Source organism: Allorhizobium pseudoryzae (assembly GCF_011046245.1).
Lineage (GTDB): Bacteria > Pseudomonadota > Alphaproteobacteria > Rhizobiales > Rhizobiaceae > Neorhizobium > Neorhizobium pseudoryzae.
Map to the genome: position 1 here is coordinate 103,675 of NZ_CP049241.1, position 20,743 is coordinate 124,417.

A 20,743-nucleotide genomic window follows, 5' to 3' on the forward strand; every position below is an offset into this window, starting at 1 on the left:
TGGGAGGATGTGATGACGCGTGATGCGACGAACCATGCGGTTGTTTCCCGCGAGGAATGGCTTGCCGCTCGCCAGGCGCTTCTGGCGCGCGAGAAGGAAATGACGCGGCTGCGTGACGCGATCAACCGCGAACGGCTCGCCCTTCCCTGGGTGAAAGTGGAGGAAGACTATCGCTTCCAGACGCCCGAGGGCGAAAAGACGCTGTCCGACCTCTTTGACGGGCGCAGCCAGCTGATCGTCTATCACTTCATGTTCGGGCCCGACTGGGAGGCCGGTTGTCCGGGTTGTTCCTTCCTTGCCGACCATCTGGACGGCACGCTGCCGCACCTCAACCATCACGATGTGACGCTCGTCTGCGTCTCGCGCGCGCCGCTCGACAAGATCACCGCCTACAAGCGCCGCATGGGCTGGCAGTTTCCCTGGGTCTCGTCCTTCAGCAGCCGCTTCAATTTCGATTTCGGCGTTTCCTTCACGAAAGACGAACTCGCCTCCGGCTCGGTCTTCTACAATTTCCGTGACACGCCGGCCGCCCAGGCGAATGACGAGCTGCCGGGGCAATCGGCCTTCTTCAAGGACGAGACGGGCCAGATTTTCCACACCTATTCCTCCTTTGCCCGCGGCGGCGAGGACATGCTGGGCACCATGATGATCCTCGACATCGCGCCGAAGGGCCGCAACGAGGATTCAACGATGAACTTCGTCAAACGTCATGACGAGTATGAAGACCAGCCGAAGGTGGCCGCCTGCTGTCACTGAGCCCTTCAGGGAGGAAGACCGATGGACATGACCATGCCTCAGCCGCGCGCCGAACACGCCTTTCTGCAAAAACTCGTCGGCCGCTGGCAGGTCTCGGCTGAGGACATGACCGACGGCGAGGACTGGATCGAGGAGGTGCGGGCGCTGAACGGCATCTGGTTCCTCGCCGAGGGCCGCGGCAGGATGCCGGGCGGGGCTCCGGCGACCACACTCCTGACCCTTGGCCACGACAGCCGCACCGGCCGGTATGTCGGCAGCTGGATCGGCACGATGATGGAGCATATGTGGGTCTATGACGGCGAGGTGTCGGACGACGGCTCGACGCTCAGCCTCTTCACCACCGGCCCGAGCTTTGCCGATGCCAGCGTCACACAGGCGTATCGCGAACAGATTATCTTCACCGGCGCCGACACCCGCATCTTCACCTCCAGCAGCAGACAGCCGGATGGCGGCTGGCAGACATTCATGCGCGCCGACTATACGCGTCTGGCCTGAGCGCCACACGCTGCCAGCCCGATGCGCATCCGGTGTCGAGACGCGCCAAACCATTTCGTCACGAAAGGACGCTCATGCCCTCCCCCACCCACGGCACCTTCATCTGGTGCGAGCTGATGACCACCGACATGGACAAGGCCGCCGAATTTTATGGGTCCGTCGTCGGCTGGAAGGCGAAGACCATGCCGATGCCCGGCATGGAGGACGAGCCGTATGGCATTTTCGACACCCGCAGCGGTGACGAGGATTGCGGGGTGGCCGGCTTCATGATCCTGCCGCCGGAGATGGCAGGCGAGATCCCGCCGAACTGGACCGGTTATGTCGGCGTCGACGACGTGGACGCGATGGTAAAACAGGTCGTCGCGGAGGGCGGCTCGCTCCGCAAGGAGCCGTTCGATGTACCGTGTGTCGGGCGTATGGCGGTGGTGGCCGATCCGCACGGCGCGGTCCTCTGCATCATGACGCCGGTTCCGATGGACAATCCGCCGCCGATGGCGCCGATCGGCACGCCCGGCACCTTCGGCTGGCAGGAACTCTACGCCAATGACGGCCGCGAGGCGCTTGCCTTTTACGGCAAACTGTTTGGCTGGACGCTCGACCACGCCATGCCGATGGGCGAGATGGGTGACTACCTGATCTTTGCCCATCACGGCCGCGCGATCGGCGGCATGATGACCCGCCCGCCGGCGGTGCCCGTCGCCTGCTGGAGCTATTACGTGAATGTAGCCTCGATTGCGACTGCGGTGGACAGGATCAAGGCCGGCGGCGGCACGGTGGTCTTCGGCCCGCAGGACGTGCCGGGCGGCAGCCAGATCGTCCAGGCGCTCGACCCGCAGGGCGCCTATTTCGCACTGGTGGGAGGGGCTTGAGGGGAACGCTCCTACGCCTCCCTGAGCTTCAGCACCACGCCGCGGGCGGCGGCAAAGGAGAGGAGCGACAGAATGGCGGCCGTGCCCCAGAGCGCGAAGACCGCATGGCCGGGCTGACCTTCCGCCACCGCACTCTGCACGGCAAACAGCGAGCCGAGACCGCCGACGATGATCGCGCCGGCAACATAACCGCTGGTTTCCAGCGCCGGCAAAAGCGCGCTCGTTGCCAGGCGATGTTCGGGGTCTGCGTCCTCGATCACCGCCTGGTTGGCGCTGGCAAAGACCATGGCAAAGGCAATGCCGTTCAGCATCTGGCCGAAGAGAACGAGCGGCAGCAGGCTGAGAAACAGGCCGGTTGCGACGAAGAGCGCGCCGGTTGCCTGCAACAAGGGCCCTGCCCGCAGGATCGCCTGGCGTTTGGCGAGGCTGTCGACATTGCCGATCGGGATCGCCGCCGCACTCCAGGAGAGCGACAGCGTGATCAGCACCAGACCGACACGCACCGGCGGCAGGCCGAGGCGCACATGCAGCGTGTAGGCAAGAAACACGGTGGAGACGCTCTGCGCCGCCGTCATCAGGAACAAAAGCCAGCTGCCGCGCCCGACCGTTCCGGTGAGCGAAAACAGTCTTGGCGGCAGGAGGCTTGGCCGCGGCGCACCCGGTGATGCGGGGGCCCGAGTCTCGTCGCGTGGCAGCGCAAAGGGCATCACGGCAAAGAACAGCGCGATCACCGGCAGGCTGACGGTCAGTGCCCAGCGCCAGCCGAGCATTTCCACCGAGAGCCCACCGGCAAAGGGCCCGAGAACGGCGGCGAGCGCCCAGACCATGGCTTCCGCGGTAAAGATGCGCGGCACGAGGCGCGGCGGAAACAGATCGGCGATCAGCGTGTAGCACAGAGCAACGATCCAGCCGTCCGACAGGCCCTGCAGCGCACGACCCGCCATCAGCATCAGCGGACCCACGGCAAAGGCCTGCACCGCCACGCCGCAGGCATACAGCAGCCCGGCACACAACAGCGCCCGGCGGGCGCCGAGCCGCAGGCGCAACGGCGACGCGGTCAAGCCGCCCATGATCACGCTGACGAAGAAGGCCGCATACACGAAGGGAAGAAGCGCCACGCCTTGCAGCGCCGTCACCGCGATCGGCAGCACCGGGCCGATCGCCACCTCGTTGAAGGCATGCAGGCCGATGCCGGCGGAGACCGCCGCGAGCCGCAGCCCATGCGGCGCCCGCAACAGGGCGGCCCAGCCCCGGATATCCTCCTCTGCCGGTGCCTCAGTCCGGCTGCCGCCTGTCACCTGATCCATCGCTATCGTCCGATCCTCTTTGCACCATCGGACAGAGTCTGTAAAACCTCAACCATGGTTGAGATCAAGACGACAGAGACGGAAAAATCTCGCCGGAGCGAACTTTCCATCGGCGAGGTGGCGCGACGGGCGGGCGTTGCCGTCTCCGCCCTGCATTTCTACGAGGCGGAAGGGCTGATCCTCAGCCAGCGCACCCAAAGCGGCCACCGGCGCTACGGCCGCGACGTGCTGCGCCGGATTGCCGTGATCCGGGTAGCGCAGGCGGCGGGTCTCAGCCTGAAGGAGATCGCAGCCGCCTTCGCAAGCCTGCCGGACGGGCGCACGCCGACGGCCAAGGACTGGGCCGCGCTTTCGGCCTCCTGGCGCGATCTGCTGGACAGCCGCATCCGCCAGATGACGCGGCTGCGCGACGCGCTTTCCGGCTGCATCGGCTGCGGCTGCCTGTCGCTAGACGAGTGCCCCTTGCGCAATGACGGCGACCGCCTGGCCAAAGAGGGTGCCGGTGCGCGGCTTTTGGTGGAGTGAGAGGGACGCGGGGCAATTACAGAATTTCGCCGCCCCGGGGTGGGGCGGCGCGTGCTTTGCATCCGGAAAACCCTTAGCGGGCGGCCTCTTCGATGAGGGCGGCGACGGCCTTGGGCTGCGAGACCATCACGACATGCGAGGCGCCGTCGATGACCACCGTATGCTTCGAACCGGCGCGTTCGGCCATGAAACCCAAGGCCTTGGCGGGCACGTTGCGGTCCCCCGTGCCGTAGACGAAGTAGGAGGGTACCGTCTTCCAGGCCGGCTTGCCGGACTTCTCCGTCAGCGCGCCTTCGGTGACCGGGCGCTGGCCGGCGGCCATCAGGGCGGCGTCTGCGGCGTCCACATCCTCAGCGAACTGCTGGTGGAATTTTGCCTGGTCGATGGAGAGATCCACGCCGCCATCCTTCAGCTTGACGGGAGCGGCGAGTGCCTCACCCAGTGTGCCGCCCGGAAACTTTGCGGCGAGTTCGGCCACCGACTCGCCTTCCTCCGGCGCAAAGGCTGCGACGTAGACCAGCGACTTGACGGTCTTGTGGCCGTTGGCAGCCGTGCTGATCACCTGGCCGCCATAGGAATGGCCGACGAGGACGACCGGGCCTTCGATTGCGCCGACGATATCGGCGACATAGGCCGCATCGGCGGTAACGCTGCGCAGCGGATTGGCGGCGGCCACGACCTTGTAGCCGTCCTTCTGCAGGATTTTCGTGACGCCGTTCCAGCTGGAGCTGTCGGCAAAGGCGCCGTGGACGAGGACGATGGTGGGCTTTGCCGGCTCGGCGGCGACCGGTGCGGCGCTCAGCAGAGCCCCCGCCAGAGCAGCAGCCAGGGCGGCGGCGGTTGCGAACTTCGACATGATGATATCCTTTCTTCCATAAGACAGAGTTGCGGCAAGACCTGCGGGATCAGCCGCGGATGAAGGCGAGAACGTCGGCGTTGAAGCGGTCGGCTTCGATTTCGGCGAGCCCGTGCGAGCCGCCCGGATAGATCGTCAGCGTGGCATCCGCGACGAGTTCGGCGGCGCGGTGGGCAGAGGCTTCGATCGGCACGATCTGGTCGTCGTCACCGTGGATGATCAGCGTCGGGCGGTCGATGCGCTTCAGGTCTTGCGTGTAATCCACCTCGGAAAACTCGTGGATGCAGTCATACTGCCCCTTGATGCCGCCCTGCATGCCGATGCGGCGGAAGTTTTCGCGCAGGCCGTCGTTCACCGTCACGCCGTCGCGGTTGAAGCCGTAGAAGGGCACGGTGAGATCGAAGAAGAACTGCGAGCGGTTCTTGGCCGTGTTGTCGCGGATGCTGTCGAAGACCGAGAGCGGCGTGCCGTGCGGGTTTGCCTCCGTCTTCAGCATCAGCGGCGGAACGGCACCGACCAGCACGACCTTGGCAACCCGGGCGGTGCCATGGCGGCCGATGTAGTGCGCCACCTCCCCGCCTCCGGTCGAATGGCCGACCAGGATCGCATCCTTCAGGTCGAGCGCCTCGATCAGTTCGGCGAGATCATCGGCATACTGGTCCATGTGGTTGCCGTCCCAGGTCTGGTCCGAGCGGCCATGACTGCGGCGATCATGGGCGATGACGCGAAAGCCGTTCTCTCCGAAAAACAGCATCTGCTGGTCCCAGGCATCCGACGACAGCGGCCATCCATGGGCAAAGACGATCGGCTGGCCGGTGCCCCAGTCCTTGTAGAAGAGGCGCGTTCCGTCGGTGGTGGTGAAGAAGCTCATGTCCATCTCTCCTTTGTGAATTTGGTTTTGCGCATTTCGATTGCACGCAACCTATATCGCTGAACCTGCGACCCATGTCAACAGCGAACAATTAGATTGTGCGCAATTTTTATTGGCAAGCGCGCCCTGCCTCTGGCCAGTGGGCGCCATTGGGCTGAAAAATCGCATGCGCCCTCTTGGCAGGACCCCGGCCCACCAGGTCCGCATGACGGCAGACTGTCAGGGGCGCGATGCCGAAAGATACGGCGGCTTGCTACATGGTTTTGCGCCAGGTTTTACGGACGGCATCTGTGCGCCGACGATGGAATCACCTAGGGTTCTGCCCATGAGAATCATGGTCGATGATGGTTTTCACTGTCGCGATACCCATATCCTCGGACCGCCTTCCATCGACGTTCGCGATTGCCCATTTTCAACGGAAACGATGGATGTCCAAACTTCTCTTTTCACTTCCCGTTCACGAAAAGCCTGAGATCGTCAGAGACCAGATCGAGAACATCAATTATTTCGCGCCCGGCTCGCATATCTGCATCCATATTTCGCAGCTGGCGGAGAATCTCCGAGACGAATTCCAGACGGCCTGCGACTTCGACAACGTGACGATCAACCCGGTCTCCTACGAATCGGTCTGGTCGGGCGGCATTCTCCACACCCACATCGCCAATTTCGAACATGCACTGGAGGTCGGCGTCGATTTCGACAAGATCATCCTGATTTCTTCGAACGAGCTGTTGGTCAAGCCGGGGCTCGTGGAGTATGTGGCCGCGAACATGATCGGCGCCCAGACGGAGGTCTACGAGGATTCCGCGGACTGGGGCGTATTCTGCGACAAGCATCTGCAGATGCCGGGCATGCAGGCGTTCCTTGCTCGGCTCCATCTGCCGCTGTTTTTCGGCGGTCAGGCCGAGGGACAGTTTTTCCCGAAGAACATCTTCCAGATCCTGTCCAACAACTACCGCCAATGCTTTCCGATGGCGCCGGTCGGCTTTCCGATCGAAGAAGCGATTCCCGCCACGGTCGCCGCCCGTTTTGCCTTTACCGGCGTGGATGTGGTGCCACCGATCACCTTCTGCGATTACTGCACGAATATCGAGATCAACCAGGAGGTGATCGACCAGATCCGCCGCGGCACGGGCACGATCTTTGCCCGCACGGTGCCGCGCACGCTGCAATCGCCGCACATCAACAAGTCGGTGCTGAAGGGTGTGTTTGCGGTCAAGCGCGTTCCTCGCGAGGATTGCGACCTGCGACGCTATGTGCGCAGCCTGATGGTGTAGTGAGACGCCATCACCTGCGGTCAGGACTGCCTGCCTTTTCAGGGCAAATGAAAGATCTTGCCCGCGGGGCGGCAGTCTTTGATCGGACATGCGATCACGGTGTTGCCGCCAGCAATGACGCCATTGACCATCGGACACACAAATAGACTGCCTTTGACTGAAAGCTCTGCACGGTGGCGGATGCTGTGCGCCGCAGCCGTCAGACAGATGTCGCTATTGCGAAATACGTAGACGCCAGCGGAGGCATGCTGGGAGATGACCTGCTTTTCGCGGGCTTCCGTGACCACTCCGTCGACAATGCGGAGATAGCTGTAGCAGGGTTCGTCCGACACGAAGGTGGGAACGATCGCACCCCAGTCCTGGCCGCCGGTGATCGGCTCGAACCCCGCCGGTCCCTCGGAGAACAGGATGTCGGCGAGATCGACGACGATCGGCTCGTCCACGGCGACCAACGCCAGCCCGGCGAGGACCGAGAACAGGGCGCCACCGCTCAGGTCCGACAATGTGACGATGCGGCAGCCCGGCCAGGCGTTTCGCAAGAAGACCACCAGCTCTGCCGTCGCTTCGGTTTCACGCACCACGAACACGTAATCCGACGGTGCCAGGCGCGAGACCCAGGCGCGCTCGCGCAAGGCATGTTCGATCATCGGCGTTCCATCGACCTTCACCAGGGGACGCAGACCGTAACGCTGCGTCCACAGATCTGGCCCCGCCAGGGGAACGACGCACTTCATGCGCTTTTCAGGAGTTCGAGATAGCTATCGAGATCGTTCGGCGTCCCGATCCCATGCATCGCCACGGCGGGGATTTCATAGACACCCACGCGGCCGCCCCGCTTCAGCAGATAGTTGTAGACCGGGCAGACATAGAACTCGTTGTTGGAACGGTCATTGGCCGTGATCATGTCAACCGCAGCATCAATGAAGTCTGAGGCCCTGCGGAAATAGTAGATACCGACCGTTGCGAGATCGGATATCGCCACCTTTTCCTTCACTTCCTCGACCAAGCCGCTGTCGTTGGTGCGTGCGAACGACCATTTCGGATCCATGTCGCGGTCGCGGAAGCAGAGGATGGAACCGTCCAGTTCCCGCGTGTCTGCATCGCGAAGGAAATCCTTGCAGTCGAAATCGATGATCTGGTCGCAGTTTGCGATCATCAAGGGCGCATCCGGATCAAGATGCGACCGGGCGGTGAGAACCGTGCACGCAGCGCCTTCCGTCAGATAGTCGATCGGGGAGAAGATCAGTTCGCGCCTGTCGAGAAGCGACTGTGCCACGATGGGTTCCGCCTCGAGATGCTCGCGGCGGGCAATCAGGATGAAGCGGGCGCCATCGACCGTCAGATTGTCCATCACCCGCTCGATCATGGTCTGGCCATCCACATCGATGAAGGGTTTGGGCTTGGCGTATCCCGCCTTCGTGAAGCGGCTTCCCAGTCCCGCCATGGGAATGACCACCTGCACGCTTGGCAAAGGCTGCGACAAGGCGGCAAACCGGCCCCGCGCTTCCGACTGGTAATGCTCGACACGCTTCGGCGAATAGAAGGAGACGTAATCATCCGCTGCAATCGAGAACTGCGCGATGCGCCCACCGGCAAGAACGACCTCGTTCAAGACGGCTGACAGATAATACTTGCCGCCGGACGGATCGGACTTCAGGATGTAGCTCTGCGCCAGCGAGACGAACTGCCGCCCGCGGCGAAAATAGTATAATCCGGCGATGGCCTTGCGGCTGAGAACACGCTTTTCCGCCGTCTCGACGATCCGTCCTTCCACATCTTCCCGAACATAGGACCATCGGGGATGGACCGACGGGAAGGTCACGACACCGGCATCTGCTTCCGAGTGGAAAAAGGCACTGGTGACCGCGCCGAGATTGGCATCGACGATCTGGTCGCCGTTGCAGATGACCAAAGGCTCATCGTCGTCAATGAGATCGACCGCCATCAGCGCCGAACAGACAGCGCCCATGGTCGGCTCGTGCAACTCGACGACGCTCGTTTCCGGGCCGGCCACAAGCCGCAGGATTGAATCGAGGCTGTACTCCAGAACATCCTGCCGCAGGACGATGAAAATGAACCGGGCTGTTGGATCCCTGCGTCGAATGGATCCGACAACGAGGGAAATCATCGGCACACCGTCGATTTCGATGAGCGGCTTTGGAAAATGGAATTCTTCCTTCGGAAAAAGATCATCCTTGGAAGCGATGGGGATCAGGTATCTCATCAGTGCGCAGCCTCAATCGCCGAAATTTCATGCATGATCCGGTCGTAGGTCACATCGTTCACGGAGCCGACGACCATCACATGCGCGCCTGAGGCGCGAGCAGCCTGAATGCCGTGTTCATTGTCCTCAACGACGAGGCATTCCTCCGGACGCAGTTGCAACCGATCCATCGCCGTCAGGTAGATCTCGGGGTCTGGCTTGGCCTTGGTGACATCCTGGTTGGACAGAAAGAAATCCAGATAGCGCAGCAGATTGGACTGCTGCATCATCGCTTCGACCGTGGAGCGGACGGAGTTGGAGCAAACCACAATGTGCTTGCCGTCCCGCTGCAGACGCCCCAGCGCATATTCGTGATGAAAGACAGGTCGGCATTTCTCGATAATGACCCGGTAGGTCATCTTCTGCTTCAACGCGTTGAGAAAGTCGTGAAGCTTGGGAGAAAGGCCGCGGGTGCGGCTCAGCAGTTCCAGCTTCTTGCGCGTCGGAAGACCGTCATAGACGGCGAGATGCTCCGTCCGACTGATGTTCAGACCGAACACGGCCAGCGCATCATTCAGCGTCTCGTAATGCCAGTCCTTGGCGTCAATGAGGACGCCATCCATATCGAAAAGAACCGCTTTTATCACAGCGCCCCACCAACCCTGCTCAATTGAAAAAATTCGCAGCCTGATCCGGCAGATCCGTACAGATCTCCAGACGGTCGCTGCGCAGACCACGCCACGAGTCCCATGCGGCCCGGTGATCGCGCCCATGAAGCTCGGGCGACACCAGAGCCACGCGCCTGCCCGCCGCAAGATGCTGCTCGACAACCTCGGGGACAATCCAGTCCCCGTAGAACGCATCCAACCAAACGCCCTGCGCCTGATCCAGAAAAGCAGGAACCGTCTCAACCTCGGACTGGCGCGTATAGGTGCAGAAACCACCCCGCACATACCCGAGCGCGTCCGGCACAGCCATGTCGAAACAGAAGAGATCGTCGACCGGGTTTTCCGCTAGATCCGACCGGAGAAGCTTTTGAAGGCCGTCCGCCTTGATGTTGAGGGCAATTCTGCCCGCACCCGGATAGGATCGATGCAAACGGAGAAAATCCGCAAAGGACATGAGCCCATCACCGACCGGCACATCATGAGCGATTCTGAGGATACCCTCCTGATCCCGCACATCCGTCTCCACGCCAAATCCGCCCTCAAACGCCCGGCGGAATGCCACTTCGCTATTCTTCTCGGCAGGCGAGAGCCACCAGCCCCGATGCGCAAGTATCTTCACAAACCCTCTCCAGAGACCGATCCATTAAGACTGCAAAATCAATTTCTTCCGGGACAAAAGCCTGCGGAGCGAACTACTTCAGTGCCGACCATCCGAAAGCCAAACGACTCCTTGAAACTGAACGTTACAGTAGAATTTTCATCTTGCTCGTGGCTGGATTTGTACCTTCTGGCAAACACGAGACAGGCCTTGCGCGACAGGGGAGTGGCAAACACATCCCATCCGCCCGACACGTCATGTGGGCGCGTGCCGACCCGTGCCCGTGCCACCCATTGTGCGGCGGAGCGAGGCGACCCATATTGCCGTTTCGTCAAAGAACCGGATCCGCATGGCCCGCAAACACCGCGAAAAGATCGCCGCCTGGTACAGACCGCCGGAAGAGGTGGTCTGCCCGCTGTGCAGCCGTCCCATTCCGGAAGACCAGCGGGACGAGCACCACCTCGTGCCGAAGAGCCGCGGCGGGCGGGAAACACAAACGCTGCACCGCATCTGCCACCGGCAGATCCACGCGCTGTTTTCCGAAGCCGAGTTGGAAACCAACTATTCCAGCGTGGAGGCGCTGCTGGCCCATCCGGACATGGCCAAGTTCATCCGCTGGGTCTCGACCAAGCCGCCCGGCTTTTTCGACGGCACGCGGCGCAGCAACCGACGGCGCGAGACGGGGAAACCGGCGGCGCGCTGGTGAGGCCTACCCGAGGCGAAGGGGCGTCATCAGACCGCGACAGGAACCGGCTAAGCGCCAGGTTTTGACTTCCGGCCGCAGAGCGCCTATGGCGCCTGCAGATGAGACAAGAAGGACAAGCCAGCATGGCCGCCGATGACGACGATTACATCTATGACGAAGCAACCGGCGAATGGCGCCCGGCCTCCGAGCTGAAGGCCGAAGCCGCCAAGGGTGCAGACGTGCGCGATGCCTCCGGCACGCTGCTGGCCGACGGCGATTCCGTCGTTCTGATCAAGGACCTGAAGGTGAAGGGCGCCGGCCAGACGCTGAAGCAGGGCACGGTGATCAAATCCATCCGGCTTACCGACAACCCGGAAGAAATCGACTGCCGCCACGACGCCATCAAGGGCCTCGTGCTGCGCACGGAATTCGTGCGGAAGCGGTAAGGGTTCCCTTCCGGGCTTTGCCCCTCACCCTAGCCCTCTCCCCGCAAGCGGGGAGAGGGAACTGCGGCGTGCCTCGTCCCACCAATCGAAGCCCAATGAGACGCTCCCTCTTGCGAGACAAGGCATTGGGCAGAGCTCTTTATTTCGGTTTCTGCAGCGCCAATTCCCCAAGGCACATCCGGTGACGTGTTCGATATCTGCAAACACGGGGAAGAGGCGTTGGAACAGGCGTGCGCAGAGCGCCTATAACCCGGCACCCGCGAAGCCGGTGCTTCACTCCATCCGTTGAAAAGAGAACCATTCCTGCAAATACGGTGATCCCCGAGCCGCGGACTCGACCGGACGCGCCAGGCACGTCGCAGTCCCCTCTCCCCGCCTGCGGGGAGAGGGTTAGGGTGAGGGGCAGCCCAACCCGCTGCGCGACATCATCCGCACGGCAAGGCGGGATAGAAGCGCAGATCATAGGCCTCCACCCGTTCGGCCAGCCGACCGTCCAGAACGGCGAGAATAGTCTCGAGCACGCTGTCGGTCTCGCGCAGCACATCGACGTTCCAGACGCGCAAAACCGACCAGCCCGCGCACTGCATGACGGCGTTGCGCCGTTGATCAGTCACAGACCCAGCGTGCTGACTGCCATCGACTTCCACCACCAGCATCCGCTCCCGGCAGGCGAAATCGGCGAAATAGGGGCCGAGAGGCAGTTGTCGGACGAATTTGAAACCGCCGAGCTGGCGGTTCCGCAGATGAGACCACAGGCGTTGCTCGGCATCATTGTCCGATTGCCGCAAGGCCCGTGCCCGATGCGTCACAGCTTTCCTTGCACCCCGCATGCCTCCTCCCGCGCTCTCCGTGCGAAGGCGGGCCGGCCCGAAGATCCCTCAAGCCCCCTACCGCTTCAAGCTCCCCAAGATCCCGCGCACGAGCGCCCGGCCGAGCTGGTTGGCGACCGAGGTGGCGACGGAGCGGGCCGCACTTTTCATCGCCGCTTCGATCACCGTTTCGCGCTGATAACCGGAGCTTTTGCCGGCGGAACTGCGTTTTTTCGGCGGCTCTTCGCGGAGCGCTTCGTCTGCCGCATCGCCAAAGCCGGGGAGCGACCAGCGGCCGGCGGCGCTATCGGTTTTCCGGGTGGGCTCCGCCTCCTCGTGTGCTTCCGGCGCCACTTCGGCGCGTTTCGGCACCGCGCCCTTGGCCGCCTTTTCGGCACGCGCCATCAGGATCTCGAAGGCGGATTCGCGGTCGATGTCCTTGTCATACTGGCCGGCGACGGGGCTTGCGGCGATCAGCTTGCGGCGCTCGTCATCCGTGAGCGGCCCGATGCGGGCGGACGGCGGGCGGATCAGCGTGCGTTCCACCATGGAGGGCGCGCCCTTGCCTTCGAGCGTCGAGACCAGCGCCTCGCCGGTGCCGAGAAGCGTGATCGCCTCGTCGGTCTTGAAATCCGGGTTTGGGCGGAAGGTATCGGCCGCCGTCTTCACCGCCTTCTGCTCGCGCGGCGTATAGGCGCGCAGCGCGTGCTGCACCCGGTTGCCGAGCTGGGCAAGCACGGTTTCCGGCACGTCGAGCGGGTTCTGGGTGATAAAATAGACGCCGACGCCCTTGGAGCGGATGAGGCGCACCACCTGTTCCACCCGTTCGAGCAGCACCTTCGGCGCCTCGGAGAAGAGAAGATGCGCCTCGTCGAAGAAGAAGACGAGCCGCGGCTTCTCCGGATCGCCGACTTCCGGCAGTTCCTCGAAGAGTTCCGACAGCAGCCAGAGCAGGAAGGTCGCGTAAAGCCTCGGGTTCATCATCAGCCGGTCGGCGGCAAGCACGGAGATCACGCCGCGGCCATCGGTGCTGGTGCGCATGATATCGGTGATCTTCAGCGCCGGTTCGCCAAAGAAATGTTCGGCACCCTGCTGCTCCAGCACCAGCAGGCCGCGCTGCAGCGAGCCGACGGAGGCCTTCGAGACAAAACCGTAACGCTGGGAGATTTCGCCCGCATGCTCGCCCATATAGGCGAGCAGCGCCTGCAGGTCCTTGAGGTCGAGCAGTGGCAGGCCGCCCTCGTCGGCGATCTTGAAGGCGATGTTGAGGACGCCCTCCTGCGCCTCCGTCGCATCCATCAGGCGGGCGAGCAGAAGCGGCCCCATTTCGGCAATGGTGGAGCGCACGCGGTGGCCCTTTTCGCCGTAGAGATCCCAGAAGATCGTCGGGTAGGCCGCATTGTCATACTCGGCAAACTGGATCTGTTCGGCGCGCTTCAGCAAAAAGTCCTTCGGCTCGCCCATGGCGGCAATGCCGGAGAGATCGCCCTTGATGTCGGAGCAGAAGACCGGCACGCCGGCTTCCGAAAACCCTTCCGCCAGCACCTGCAACGTCACCGTCTTGCCGGTGCCGGTCGCGCCGGTGACGAGGCCGTGCCGGTTGCCGAACTTCAGGCTCAAGAATTCCGGCTTCTTCAACGTATCGTCCGGATTTCGACTTCCGCCGATAAAGAGTTTTCCTGCCTCAGTCATGCAACCGCCCTTCCCTCAACTCGTTTGCATTTATGCGCATGTATGCGGCCCCCTGTATAGGGTGGGCTCACGGGATCGGCAATGCTGGCTCAAACCCGCAACGAGACGGACAGGAGGAACACCGGTGGCACAGGCGGCAGGGACAGGCGAAGAGCATCGCGGACGGGAGGCGGAGCGCCCGCGTGACATTCCAGCCAAGGGGCTGAAGGATGTCTTCTGGCGCGTGTTTGCCGCCGTGCAGGAAGACCGGGTGCTGCTGGTGGCCGGCGGCGTCACCTTCTACCTGCTGCTTGCCATTTTTCCGGCCATGACGGCACTCGTCTCGCTCTACGGATTTTTTGCCGATCCGGCCACCATCACCGAACGGCTTTCCTTTCTGAACCAGGTCATGCCTTCGGAAGGTCTCAACATCTTCTTCGGCCAGTTGCAGACGCTGGCAAACGAAAAGCGCAGCGCCCTGAGTTATGGCCTGATCTTTGGTCTGGCGGTTGCCTTGTGGAGCGCCAACAACGGCGTCAAAGCCCTGTTCGAGGCCATGAACATTGCCTATGCGGAGGATGAAAAGCGCAGTTTCCTGCGGCTCAATCTCGTCTCCTTCGCCTTCACGATTGGCGGCCTGATCGGGCTCATCGTGCTGGTCATCGGGCTTGGCGTCATCCCGGCCGTGATTGCCTTCGTCAATCTCGGCGGCGTGGCGGAAACGGTGCTGAGCGTGGTGCGCTGGCCGGTGCTCCTGGTGCTGATCGCCTTCGGCATCACGCTGCTCTACCGCTATGGCCCGAGCCGCGAACGGGCAAGGCTGCGCTGGGTCACCTGGGGTGCGGCGATGGCCGCCCTCCTCTGGGTCATCGGCTCGCTCGGCGTTTCCTATTATCTCTCCAACATTGCCGATTATAACGCCACCTACGGCACGCTCGGCGCGCTGATCGGCTTTCTGTTCTGGACGTGGATTTCCGCGGTCATCGTCATCCTCGGGGCCGAGGTGAATGCGGAACTGGAACACCAGACGGCGCGCGACAGCACCACCGGCCCCGAACAGCCGATGGGACGGCGCGGTGCCTATATGGCCGATACACTCGGCGAAACCTCCGGCTGACCGCTCTCCCGTCAGCCCTCCTCCCGCACGATGCGTTACCATGCGCGGCGGGCGGCTTGCGCCACGCTGCAGCTTGCGCCGGGCGCGGCATCAACGCCATGTACTTTTCCCGGCAAAATGTTAGGCATCGCGGATGTACGACACGCGCTTGCGGCTTGCATCCGGGCGGCGATTTATTTACTTTGACGTTAACGTCAAAAACCTGAGGAGAGTTTGATGAACGATCTCGTGAACCGCGTGGCGGAGAATGTTGGCATCGCCCCGGACGTCGCGGAAAAGGCTGTCGGCATGATGCTGGGCTTCCTGCAGCGCGAAGCCGATGACGGCGCGGTGGCCCGCATGATCGAGGCGATCCCCGGCGCGCCGGAACTGGTCGCCAAGTTCAACGGCGCAGGTGCCGGCGGCGGCGGCCTTCTGGGCGGCCTGATGGCGAGCTTCGGCGGCGGCGTGATGGCGCTCGGCCAGCAGCTGATGTCGCAGGGCTTGGGCATGGGTGAGATCACCGCGCTTGCCCGCGAAACCATCGCCGTCGCCCGCGAACATGCCGGCGCGGAGACAGTGGACGAGGTGGTGAATTCCGTGCCGGGCTTGAGCCAGTTCGTGTGAACCTGATCGCGGGCTCGCCAGCGTGGCCCGCGTTCGACACGGTGAGCCGGACCCGTCGAGGGTCCGGCCATCAACTGCAGGTATTCTCTTTTACAACAGCTTTGTTGTCAGTTGCAGAAGCGGGCGCTTATCTTGCAGTATTTGTTGATATTATGAGATCTGGCATAAGAGGGAAGGATGAAAGCGACCACCATGCGCACGCTGACCATATCCCTGACACCGCAACAGGCGGCAATGATGCAGACTGCCGTGGACAACGGCGGTTATGCCTCCCACAGTGAAATTGTTCGCGACGCTCTCCGGCTTTGGGAAGAGCGCGAGGAAGTGCGCCAAATGGACCTCGCGCGTCTCAAAAAGGCTTACGATGAAGGTATGGCCAGTGGTGACGGCCGTGAGGTTAAGGCAGACGCCTTGCTCGCAGAGTTGAAGGCGGAAGCCCGTTTGCGTGGCTAAGTACCTTTTCAGCCCGCGTGCAGAGGAAGACCTTGGCGACATCTGGCGCGCAATTGCTCCCGACAATGAGCGGGCCGCAGATGGTTTACTGCGCCGTATTCTCGACAAGGCCGAGTTGGCAGCAGGGCAGCCCATGATGGGAACCTCCCGCCCGGAATTGAGTCCCACGGCGCGCATTCTTATCGAGGGGCGCTACATCATCATTTACGAGCCGATGCCTTACGGTATCTTCGTCGTGGCCATCGTCTACGGCACACGCGACATGGATAGCTGGTTGCGTTGAGCTTTTGCGAAGGGCACCCAAACGATTGACCGTTTGTAGCCCGGGCGCCGCTTGAGACTGACACCGAACAGCAAGCTACTGCAGACGCCTGCGCCGCGACCAGGGTCGGCACCGGCATGGCCCTGGTTCCGGCGCCGTCTCAGGAGGCCGGGCCAACGTCTTGGCAACACATCATTAACGACAATTTTAAAAATTAAACTTGTGACTAATTTTCCGCCCCAGTCGCGCGTTATCTTGAAACGGTAACACGGATTTCGGGGATTTCGGGGATTTTGGGGATGACTGAGACGACGGGCGGGTTTGGCCGCCACGCCGCCGCAATTGCGCTGATGATGGGCGTCTGGCTTTTTGCGCTCGAGGCGAAGGCCGGTTACGCGGATTTCATTCTGGACGTCAATTCGGGCAAGGTTTTGCAGGCGACGAATGCCGACGAGCTGAACCATCCGGCCTCGCTCACCAAGATGATGACGCTCTACATGGTGTTCGAGGCGCTGCGCGATGGTCGGCTCAAATGGGACCAGCAGATCGTGATGTCGGCCAACGGTGCGCGCACCATCCCGATGAAGCTCGGCATTCGCCAGGGCCAGACCTATACGGTGCGCGAAGCCGTCTACGGCATGATCGTGCGCTCGGCCAATGACGTGGCAGAGGGCATCGGCGATCATCTCTATGGGTCCGAGGAGCGGTTTGGCGCCGCAATGACGGCGAAGGCCCGGCAGCTCGGCATGAGCCGCACCGTGTTCCGCAACGGCTCCGGCCTGCCCGACAGCCGGCAGGTGACGACGGCGCGCGACATGGCGCGGCTGGGTCTCGCGCTGATGCGCGACTTTCCCCGCGAGTACCAACTGTTTTCCACCGCAAGCTTCAGCTTCCGCGGCAAGACGCTGCGCGGCCACAACAATCTCATGTATCGCTACAAGGGCATGGACGGCATCAAGACCGGCTTTACCAATGCCAGCGGCTTCAACCTCGTCAGCGCCGTCAACGACAATGGCCGCCGGGTGATCGGCGTCGTTCTGGGCGGCAAAAGCGCCCGCAGCCGCGATGCGCGCATGGCCGAACTGCTGGACGAGACGATGCCGAAGGCAACGACCCGCGGCGGCACGCTGATGGCAGCGCTGCGGCCCGCAGCGCAACCAGGGCCGCAGCCGATGTTTTCCGACACGCCCGCACCGCCGCGCAGCGGCGTGCCGGCACCGGTGATGCGCAGCGTAGAGGATGAGCGTGTGGAACAGGCCCCGACACGAACCGTGAAGCGGCAGGAGGCGAGTTTCCCGGTCGCACCGCGCCCTCCCGCCTCTTCTGCGCCCGCAATCGCCACCCCTGCCCTGCCGCAACCGGTGATCGCCGATCGCTATACGCCCTCTGCCGCCGTGCCGCAGCCGCCGGCCGCCATCGCCCGGGCGCAACGGGCAGAGATCGCACCGGCCGCGCCGCGCTCCGACCTCGCGTATACGCAGACGCCGAGCGCCGAGGCCGCCCTGCCCTTCAAGATCGTCACGAGCGCCGGCTGGCGGGTGCAGGTCGGCTCCGCCGGCAATGAAACCGACGCAATTTCGCTTCTGTCGCGGGCGATGCCGAAACTCGACGGTCGTTTCCAGGGCCTGACGCCCTATACCGATTCCGTGCACGGCAAAGCCGGCGCCACCTACCGCGCCCGCTTCTCCGGCTTTTCCGATCAAGCCTCGGCGCTCTCGGCCTGCAAGGTGCTGAAGGCGGAGAGTTTCGCCTGCCAGGTGGTGCCGGCGGGGGGATGACGAGGCCGCTTGAAGGGGTGGCGACGTCGCGCTATTCTCAGTCTCATGAAACAGATGCGCCTCTCTCTGCCGGAAGATCTGGACAGCTTTGTTGAAACCGAGGCGGCAGCCCGGGGGTTTTCGACGCGCGATGCCTATGTCCTTGATCTCATCGGGCGTGAACAGCAGCGGCAAGCGCTTCGCGCCAAACTGCAGGAAGGCCTTGCATCGCCAACCATTGCCGTTGCCGATGCGAACTATTTTGCCAAGCTGATGGCTCGGGCGTCGGATGGCTTGGAGGATAGGTGACGCTGCGGGCCGTTCGCCTCAATGCGGTTGCGGCTCTCGATATCGATCGGGCGATCGATGGCTACAGGAGCGATGCGGGAGCGGCTGTAGCACGACGTTTTGTCGCTAGCCTCCAGCAATCCCTCCTGCTCCTTGCGGAGTACCCAGAGACCGGCTCTCTGCGCTACGCGCAATCCGTCAACATCAAGGACTTGAGAACGCTGCAGATCAAGGGATTTCCCTGGATGCTGTTCTACATTGTCCAGACAGAGGTGACGGTCATACGAATGCTGCATAGTCACAGCGATATCCCGTCCTGGCTGTCGGACGAGAACAGGTGAGCCCAGCGCTTCAGAGCGCCGGGCTTCTCCTATTTTACTGCCACACCACGATCCGTGCCTTGTTCGGCACGCGTTCGTAGAGGTCGATGATGTCCTGGTTCATCAGGCGCACGCAGCCCGAGGAGACGGCCTTGCCGATGGAGTTCCATTCGGGATTGCCGTGCAGGCGGTAGAGCGTGTCCTTGCCATTCTGGAAGATGTAGAGCGCGCGGGCGCCGAGCGGGTTCATCAGGCCGGGTGCCATGCTGCCATTGGCGGCGGAATATTTGGCGAGCTCGGGCTGGCGGGCGATCATTTCCTCCGGCGGGGTCCATTTCGGCCATTTCTGCCGCCACTGGATGACGCCCTCGCCCTGCCAGGCAAAGCCTTCGCGGCCGATGCCGACGCCGTAGCGCATGGCGGTCTCGCCGCCCGATTCGACCAGATAGAGGAAACGCGATTTCGTATCGACGATGACGGTGCCCGCCGGTTCGCCGGTGATGTTGGCCACCCGCTGGCGGTAGAAGCGCGGCGGGATCTTCCAATAGGGCACGGCGGGGATGACAAAACCGCCATCCACCATCTGGCCGTAGGTGGCATCGAGTTCGGGAGAGCGGCCCGTCGGCGGCGCCGGCAGTTGCGGGGCGGCGATGGCGATGGGGCGGAGACCGGGCGGGCCGGAGGAGGCGCAGCCGGCAAGCGTGGAGGCGGTACCGACGGCGAGCAAGCTCAGGAGACGGCGGCGGTTCATAGTGTCTGAAATCATGGGGCCGGGTTTACTTCTTGACTGGAGACGGCGGACGATGGAACGCGAACCAACGGATGGTCCCGACTTTGGTTCCGCAATTGTGGCCAGAAGAAGTATAGGGAGGCTTAATGCGGCGGCCAGAGGCGGTCGCCGCACCTTATCGTGACCCTCGTGTGATCAGATCACCACAATCGGCGTGTTGGAGGGCACTCGATCGAAGAGATCAATCACGTCCTGGTTCAGCAGGCGCACGCAACCCGACGAGGTCGCCTTGCCGATCGACTGCCAGTCCGGCGTGCCGTGCACGCGGTAAAGCGTGTCCTTGCCGTCCTTGAAGATGTAGAGCGCACGCGCACCGAGCGGATTATTGAGACCGGGCATGGCGCCGCCCTGCGCTGCGGAAAACTTCGCCAGTTCCGGCTGGCGCTGAACCATGTCGTTCGGCGGCGTCCAGCGCGGCCATTTCGCCTTCCACTGGATTACGCCGCGGCCCGACCAGGCAAACCCGTCGCGACCGATGCCGACGCCGTAGCGGATCGCCTTGCCGTTCGGCTGGACGAAGTAGAGGAAACGCGCCTTGGTATCGACGACGATGGTGCCCGGCGCCTCATTGGTGCGGTAATCCACCTCCTGGCGCAGATAGCGGGCATCGATGCGCGAATAGGGAATGGCCGGCAGGGTAAACCCATCGTCGCGCAGGCTGGCATAATAGGCGCGGTGCACCGGGTTCGACACCGGGATGCCATAGGTCTGGTGGAACTGCGTCTGGTAGAGGTCGCGCTTCTGCGGGATCGGCTGGCGTTCCGGCACCGGCTGCGGCTGCACGGGCACCTGCGCCGCATAGGCGGGATTGAGGAAGACGGGCGCCGTTTCCTGCACGAAGACATCCGGGTTCATGCGGCTGGTATCCGTGACGAGAATACAGCCGGACAGGCCGCCTGCCATCAGGGGCAGCGAAATCAGCGCAGCAATGCGGGACAGATGTCGGGCAGCAAGGGTCATGGAGGAACTTCCGGCAGATGACGTCCTGCCGACCATGGCAGTTGCGGCTGGCGCGAGGCTTTCGCCAAAGGGCAATCATCATGCTGTCAGCGGAATTCACTTGAGCCGGACGGCAGGCCATACTTCAACGGAAGCCACACAGGACAGGCCGGCA

25 protein-coding genes are annotated in these 20,743 nt (G+C 62.9%); 14 read left to right on the forward strand and 11 right to left on the reverse strand.

Features of this window, described 5'->3' with window-relative positions:
• Positions 1-12: 12 nt before the first annotated feature.
• The 3 genes from G6N78_RS00650 to G6N78_RS00660 all read left to right on the forward strand — a co-directional run bounded on the left by G6N78_RS00650 (position 13) and on the right by G6N78_RS00660 (position 2,120).
• Entirely contained in the window at positions 13-756 is a 744-nt protein-coding gene (locus G6N78_RS00650; protein ID WP_165214510.1) for a DUF899 domain-containing protein, read from the forward strand.
• Between the two features lie 27 nt (positions 757-783).
• Positions 784-1,251, forward strand: a complete 468-nt coding sequence (locus G6N78_RS00655) for a DUF1579 domain-containing protein (RefSeq protein ID WP_165221091.1) — start codon at positions 784-786, stop codon at positions 1,249-1,251.
• Positions 1,252-1,325: 74 nt separating this feature from the next.
• On the forward strand, positions 1,326-2,120 hold the full coding sequence (locus tag G6N78_RS00660) for a VOC family protein (protein WP_165214512.1): 795 nt from the start codon (positions 1,326-1,328) through the stop codon (positions 2,118-2,120).
• Positions 2,121-2,131: 11 nt separating this feature from the next.
• Here the strand turns inward: G6N78_RS00660 and G6N78_RS00665 are convergent, their stop codons facing one another.
• Positions 2,132-3,427, reverse strand: a complete 1,296-nt coding sequence (locus G6N78_RS00665; RefSeq protein ID WP_165214514.1) for an MFS transporter — start codon at positions 3,425-3,427, stop codon at positions 2,132-2,134.
• A gap of 54 nt (positions 3,428-3,481) precedes the next feature.
• On the opposite strand from G6N78_RS00665, the gene soxR reads away from it, so the two are divergent.
• The gene (soxR, locus tag G6N78_RS00670; protein WP_165214516.1) at positions 3,482-3,952 is read left to right on the forward strand and encodes a redox-sensitive transcriptional activator SoxR; all 471 of its coding nucleotides are present in this window, start codon (positions 3,482-3,484) and stop codon (positions 3,950-3,952) included.
• 73 nt (positions 3,953-4,025) lie between these two features.
• On the opposite strand, the gene G6N78_RS00675 is transcribed toward soxR, so the two are convergent.
• Both G6N78_RS00675 and G6N78_RS00680 read right to left on the reverse strand, forming a co-directional pair.
• Positions 4,026-4,808, reverse strand: a complete 783-nt coding sequence (locus G6N78_RS00675; protein WP_165214518.1) for an alpha/beta fold hydrolase — start codon at positions 4,806-4,808, stop codon at positions 4,026-4,028.
• 49 nt (positions 4,809-4,857) lie between these two features.
• Entirely contained in the window at positions 4,858-5,679 is an 822-nt protein-coding gene (locus G6N78_RS00680; protein WP_165214520.1) for an alpha/beta fold hydrolase, read from the reverse strand.
• A gap of 428 nt (positions 5,680-6,107) precedes the next feature.
• Between G6N78_RS00680 and G6N78_RS00685 the strand changes: the two genes are divergently transcribed.
• On the forward strand, positions 6,108-6,956 hold the full coding sequence (locus tag G6N78_RS00685) for a hypothetical protein (RefSeq protein ID WP_165214522.1): 849 nt from the start codon (positions 6,108-6,110) through the stop codon (positions 6,954-6,956).
• 38 nt (positions 6,957-6,994) lie between these two features.
• Here G6N78_RS00685 and G6N78_RS00690 read toward each other — a convergent pair whose 3' ends face one another.
• The 4 genes from G6N78_RS00690 to G6N78_RS00705 all read right to left on the reverse strand — a co-directional run bounded on the left by G6N78_RS00690 (position 6,995) and on the right by G6N78_RS00705 (position 10,446).
• Complete coding sequence (locus tag G6N78_RS00690; RefSeq protein ID WP_206531590.1) at positions 6,995-7,603, reverse strand: glycosyltransferase family protein; 609 nt, start codon at positions 7,601-7,603, stop codon at positions 6,995-6,997.
• Positions 7,604-7,686: 83 nt separating this feature from the next.
• Positions 7,687-9,180, reverse strand: coding sequence for a glycosyltransferase family 2 protein (locus G6N78_RS00695; protein WP_165214526.1), 1,494 nt, complete (start codon positions 9,178-9,180; stop codon positions 7,687-7,689).
• Positions 9,180-9,932, reverse strand: coding sequence for an HAD family hydrolase (locus G6N78_RS00700; protein WP_165214528.1), 753 nt, complete (start codon positions 9,930-9,932; stop codon positions 9,180-9,182). The genes G6N78_RS00695 and G6N78_RS00700 overlap by 1 nt, the downstream gene beginning before the upstream one ends.
• Positions 9,826-10,446: a PI-PLC domain-containing protein gene (locus G6N78_RS00705; protein WP_165214530.1), complete on the reverse strand. Its 621-nt coding sequence runs from the start codon at positions 10,444-10,446 to the stop codon at positions 9,826-9,828. Before G6N78_RS00705 ends, G6N78_RS00700 begins: the two co-directional genes overlap by 107 nt.
• Before the next feature lie 328 nt (positions 10,447-10,774).
• Between G6N78_RS00705 and G6N78_RS00710 the strand changes: the two genes are divergently transcribed.
• On the forward strand, positions 10,775-11,131 hold the full coding sequence (locus tag G6N78_RS00710; protein WP_165214533.1) for an HNH endonuclease family protein: 357 nt from the start codon (positions 10,775-10,777) through the stop codon (positions 11,129-11,131).
• Positions 11,132-11,253: 122 nt separating this feature from the next.
• Positions 11,254-11,556 carry an alkylphosphonate utilization protein gene (locus G6N78_RS00715; RefSeq protein WP_165214536.1) on the forward strand — a complete coding sequence of 101 codons (303 nt, stop codon included), beginning with the start codon at positions 11,254-11,256 and terminating at the stop codon, positions 11,554-11,556.
• A gap of 425 nt (positions 11,557-11,981) precedes the next feature.
• Here G6N78_RS00715 and G6N78_RS00720 read toward each other — a convergent pair whose 3' ends face one another.
• Both G6N78_RS00720 and G6N78_RS00725 read right to left on the reverse strand, forming a co-directional pair.
• The gene (locus G6N78_RS00720; RefSeq protein WP_165214539.1) at positions 11,982-12,386 is read right to left on the reverse strand and encodes an endonuclease domain-containing protein; all 405 of its coding nucleotides are present in this window, start codon (positions 12,384-12,386) and stop codon (positions 11,982-11,984) included.
• 57 nt (positions 12,387-12,443) lie between these two features.
• Positions 12,444-14,057 carry a helicase HerA-like C-terminal domain-containing protein gene (locus G6N78_RS00725; protein ID WP_165214541.1) on the reverse strand — a complete coding sequence of 538 codons (1,614 nt, stop codon included), beginning with the start codon at positions 14,055-14,057 and terminating at the stop codon, positions 12,444-12,446.
• Between the two features lie 124 nt (positions 14,058-14,181).
• On the opposite strand from G6N78_RS00725, the gene G6N78_RS00730 reads away from it, so the two are divergent.
• The 7 genes from G6N78_RS00730 to G6N78_RS00760 all read left to right on the forward strand — a co-directional run bounded on the left by G6N78_RS00730 (position 14,182) and on the right by G6N78_RS00760 (position 18,860).
• A complete protein-coding gene (locus G6N78_RS00730) occupies positions 14,182-15,153 on the forward strand; it encodes a YihY/virulence factor BrkB family protein (RefSeq protein WP_234905841.1) in 972 nt (323 codons plus the stop codon).
• 216 nt (positions 15,154-15,369) lie between these two features.
• Positions 15,370-15,759, forward strand: coding sequence for a hypothetical protein (locus tag G6N78_RS00735; protein WP_165214547.1), 390 nt, complete (start codon positions 15,370-15,372; stop codon positions 15,757-15,759).
• A gap of 177 nt (positions 15,760-15,936) precedes the next feature.
• On the forward strand, positions 15,937-16,212 hold the full coding sequence (locus G6N78_RS00740; RefSeq protein WP_165214550.1) for a type II toxin-antitoxin system ParD family antitoxin: 276 nt from the start codon (positions 15,937-15,939) through the stop codon (positions 16,210-16,212).
• Positions 16,205-16,495 (forward strand): type II toxin-antitoxin system RelE/ParE family toxin, encoded by a 291-nt coding sequence (locus G6N78_RS00745; protein WP_165214553.1) that lies wholly within the window; start codon positions 16,205-16,207, stop codon positions 16,493-16,495. The genes G6N78_RS00740 and G6N78_RS00745 overlap by 8 nt, the downstream gene beginning before the upstream one ends.
• Before the next feature lie 329 nt (positions 16,496-16,824).
• A complete protein-coding gene (locus G6N78_RS00750) occupies positions 16,825-18,252 on the forward strand; it encodes a D-alanyl-D-alanine carboxypeptidase (protein ID WP_234905920.1) in 1,428 nt (475 codons plus the stop codon).
• Between the two features lie 54 nt (positions 18,253-18,306).
• Positions 18,307-18,540, forward strand: a complete 234-nt coding sequence (locus G6N78_RS00755) for a ribbon-helix-helix domain-containing protein (RefSeq protein ID WP_206531591.1) — start codon at positions 18,307-18,309, stop codon at positions 18,538-18,540.
• Positions 18,537-18,860, forward strand: coding sequence for a type II toxin-antitoxin system RelE/ParE family toxin (locus G6N78_RS00760; protein WP_165214562.1), 324 nt, complete (start codon positions 18,537-18,539; stop codon positions 18,858-18,860). The genes G6N78_RS00755 and G6N78_RS00760 overlap by 4 nt, the downstream gene beginning before the upstream one ends.
• 34 nt (positions 18,861-18,894) lie before the next feature.
• Here the strand turns inward: G6N78_RS00760 and G6N78_RS00765 are convergent, their stop codons facing one another.
• Complete coding sequence (locus tag G6N78_RS00765; protein WP_165214565.1) at positions 18,895-19,605, reverse strand: L,D-transpeptidase; 711 nt, start codon at positions 19,603-19,605, stop codon at positions 18,895-18,897.
• 159 nt (positions 19,606-19,764) lie between these two features.
• Positions 19,765-20,589, reverse strand: coding sequence for a L,D-transpeptidase (locus tag G6N78_RS00770; protein WP_165214568.1), 825 nt, complete (start codon positions 20,587-20,589; stop codon positions 19,765-19,767).
• Positions 20,590-20,743: the final 154 nt, after the last annotated feature.

Bases quoted from the DNA above. Each gene is read 5' to 3' on its own strand.
- G6N78_RS00715 (WP_165214536.1), top strand. From the start codon at position 11,254: ATGGCCGCCGATGACGACGATTACATCTATGACGAAGCAACCGGCGAA.
- G6N78_RS00660 (WP_165214512.1), top strand. From the start codon at position 1,326: ATGCCCTCCCCCACCCACGGCACCTTCATCTGGTGCGAGCTGATGACC.
- G6N78_RS00725 (WP_165214541.1), bottom strand. From the start codon at position 14,057: ATGACTGAGGCAGGAAAACTCTTTATCGGCGGAAGTCGAAATCCGGAC.
- G6N78_RS00740 (WP_165214550.1), top strand. From the start codon at position 15,937: ATGAAAGCGACCACCATGCGCACGCTGACCATATCCCTGACACCGCAA.
- G6N78_RS00765 (WP_165214565.1), bottom strand. From the start codon at position 19,605: ATGATTTCAGACACTATGAACCGCCGCCGTCTCCTGAGCTTGCTCGCC.
- G6N78_RS00650 (WP_165214510.1), top strand. From the start codon at position 13: ATGACGCGTGATGCGACGAACCATGCGGTTGTTTCCCGCGAGGAATGG.
- G6N78_RS00675 (WP_165214518.1), bottom strand. From the start codon at position 4,808: ATGTCGAAGTTCGCAACCGCCGCCGCCCTGGCTGCTGCTCTGGCGGGG.
- G6N78_RS00690 (WP_206531590.1), bottom strand. From the start codon at position 7,603: ATGATCGAACATGCCTTGCGCGAGCGCGCCTGGGTCTCGCGCCTGGCA.
- G6N78_RS00755 (WP_206531591.1), top strand. From the start codon at position 18,307: ATGCGCCTCTCTCTGCCGGAAGATCTGGACAGCTTTGTTGAAACCGAG.
- G6N78_RS00680 (WP_165214520.1), bottom strand. From the start codon at position 5,679: ATGAGCTTCTTCACCACCACCGACGGAACGCGCCTCTTCTACAAGGAC.
- G6N78_RS00700 (WP_165214528.1), bottom strand. From the start codon at position 9,932: ATGGGCGCGATCACCGGGCCGCATGGGACTCGTGGCGTGGTCTGCGCA.
- G6N78_RS00685 (WP_165214522.1), top strand. From the start codon at position 6,108: ATGTCCAAACTTCTCTTTTCACTTCCCGTTCACGAAAAGCCTGAGATC.
- G6N78_RS00710 (WP_165214533.1), top strand. From the start codon at position 10,775: ATGGCCCGCAAACACCGCGAAAAGATCGCCGCCTGGTACAGACCGCCG.
- G6N78_RS00770 (WP_165214568.1), bottom strand. From the start codon at position 20,589: ATGACCCTTGCTGCCCGACATCTGTCCCGCATTGCTGCGCTGATTTCG.
- G6N78_RS00695 (WP_165214526.1), bottom strand. From the start codon at position 9,180: ATGAGATACCTGATCCCCATCGCTTCCAAGGATGATCTTTTTCCGAAG.
- G6N78_RS00750 (WP_234905920.1), top strand. From the start codon at position 16,825: ATGATGGGCGTCTGGCTTTTTGCGCTCGAGGCGAAGGCCGGTTACGCG.
- G6N78_RS00655 (WP_165221091.1), top strand. From the start codon at position 784: ATGACCATGCCTCAGCCGCGCGCCGAACACGCCTTTCTGCAAAAACTC.
- G6N78_RS00720 (WP_165214539.1), bottom strand. From the start codon at position 12,386: ATGCGGGGTGCAAGGAAAGCTGTGACGCATCGGGCACGGGCCTTGCGG.
- G6N78_RS00735 (WP_165214547.1), top strand. From the start codon at position 15,370: ATGAACGATCTCGTGAACCGCGTGGCGGAGAATGTTGGCATCGCCCCG.
- G6N78_RS00665 (WP_165214514.1), bottom strand. From the start codon at position 3,427: ATGGATCAGGTGACAGGCGGCAGCCGGACTGAGGCACCGGCAGAGGAG.
- soxR (WP_165214516.1), top strand. From the start codon at position 3,482: ATGGTTGAGATCAAGACGACAGAGACGGAAAAATCTCGCCGGAGCGAA.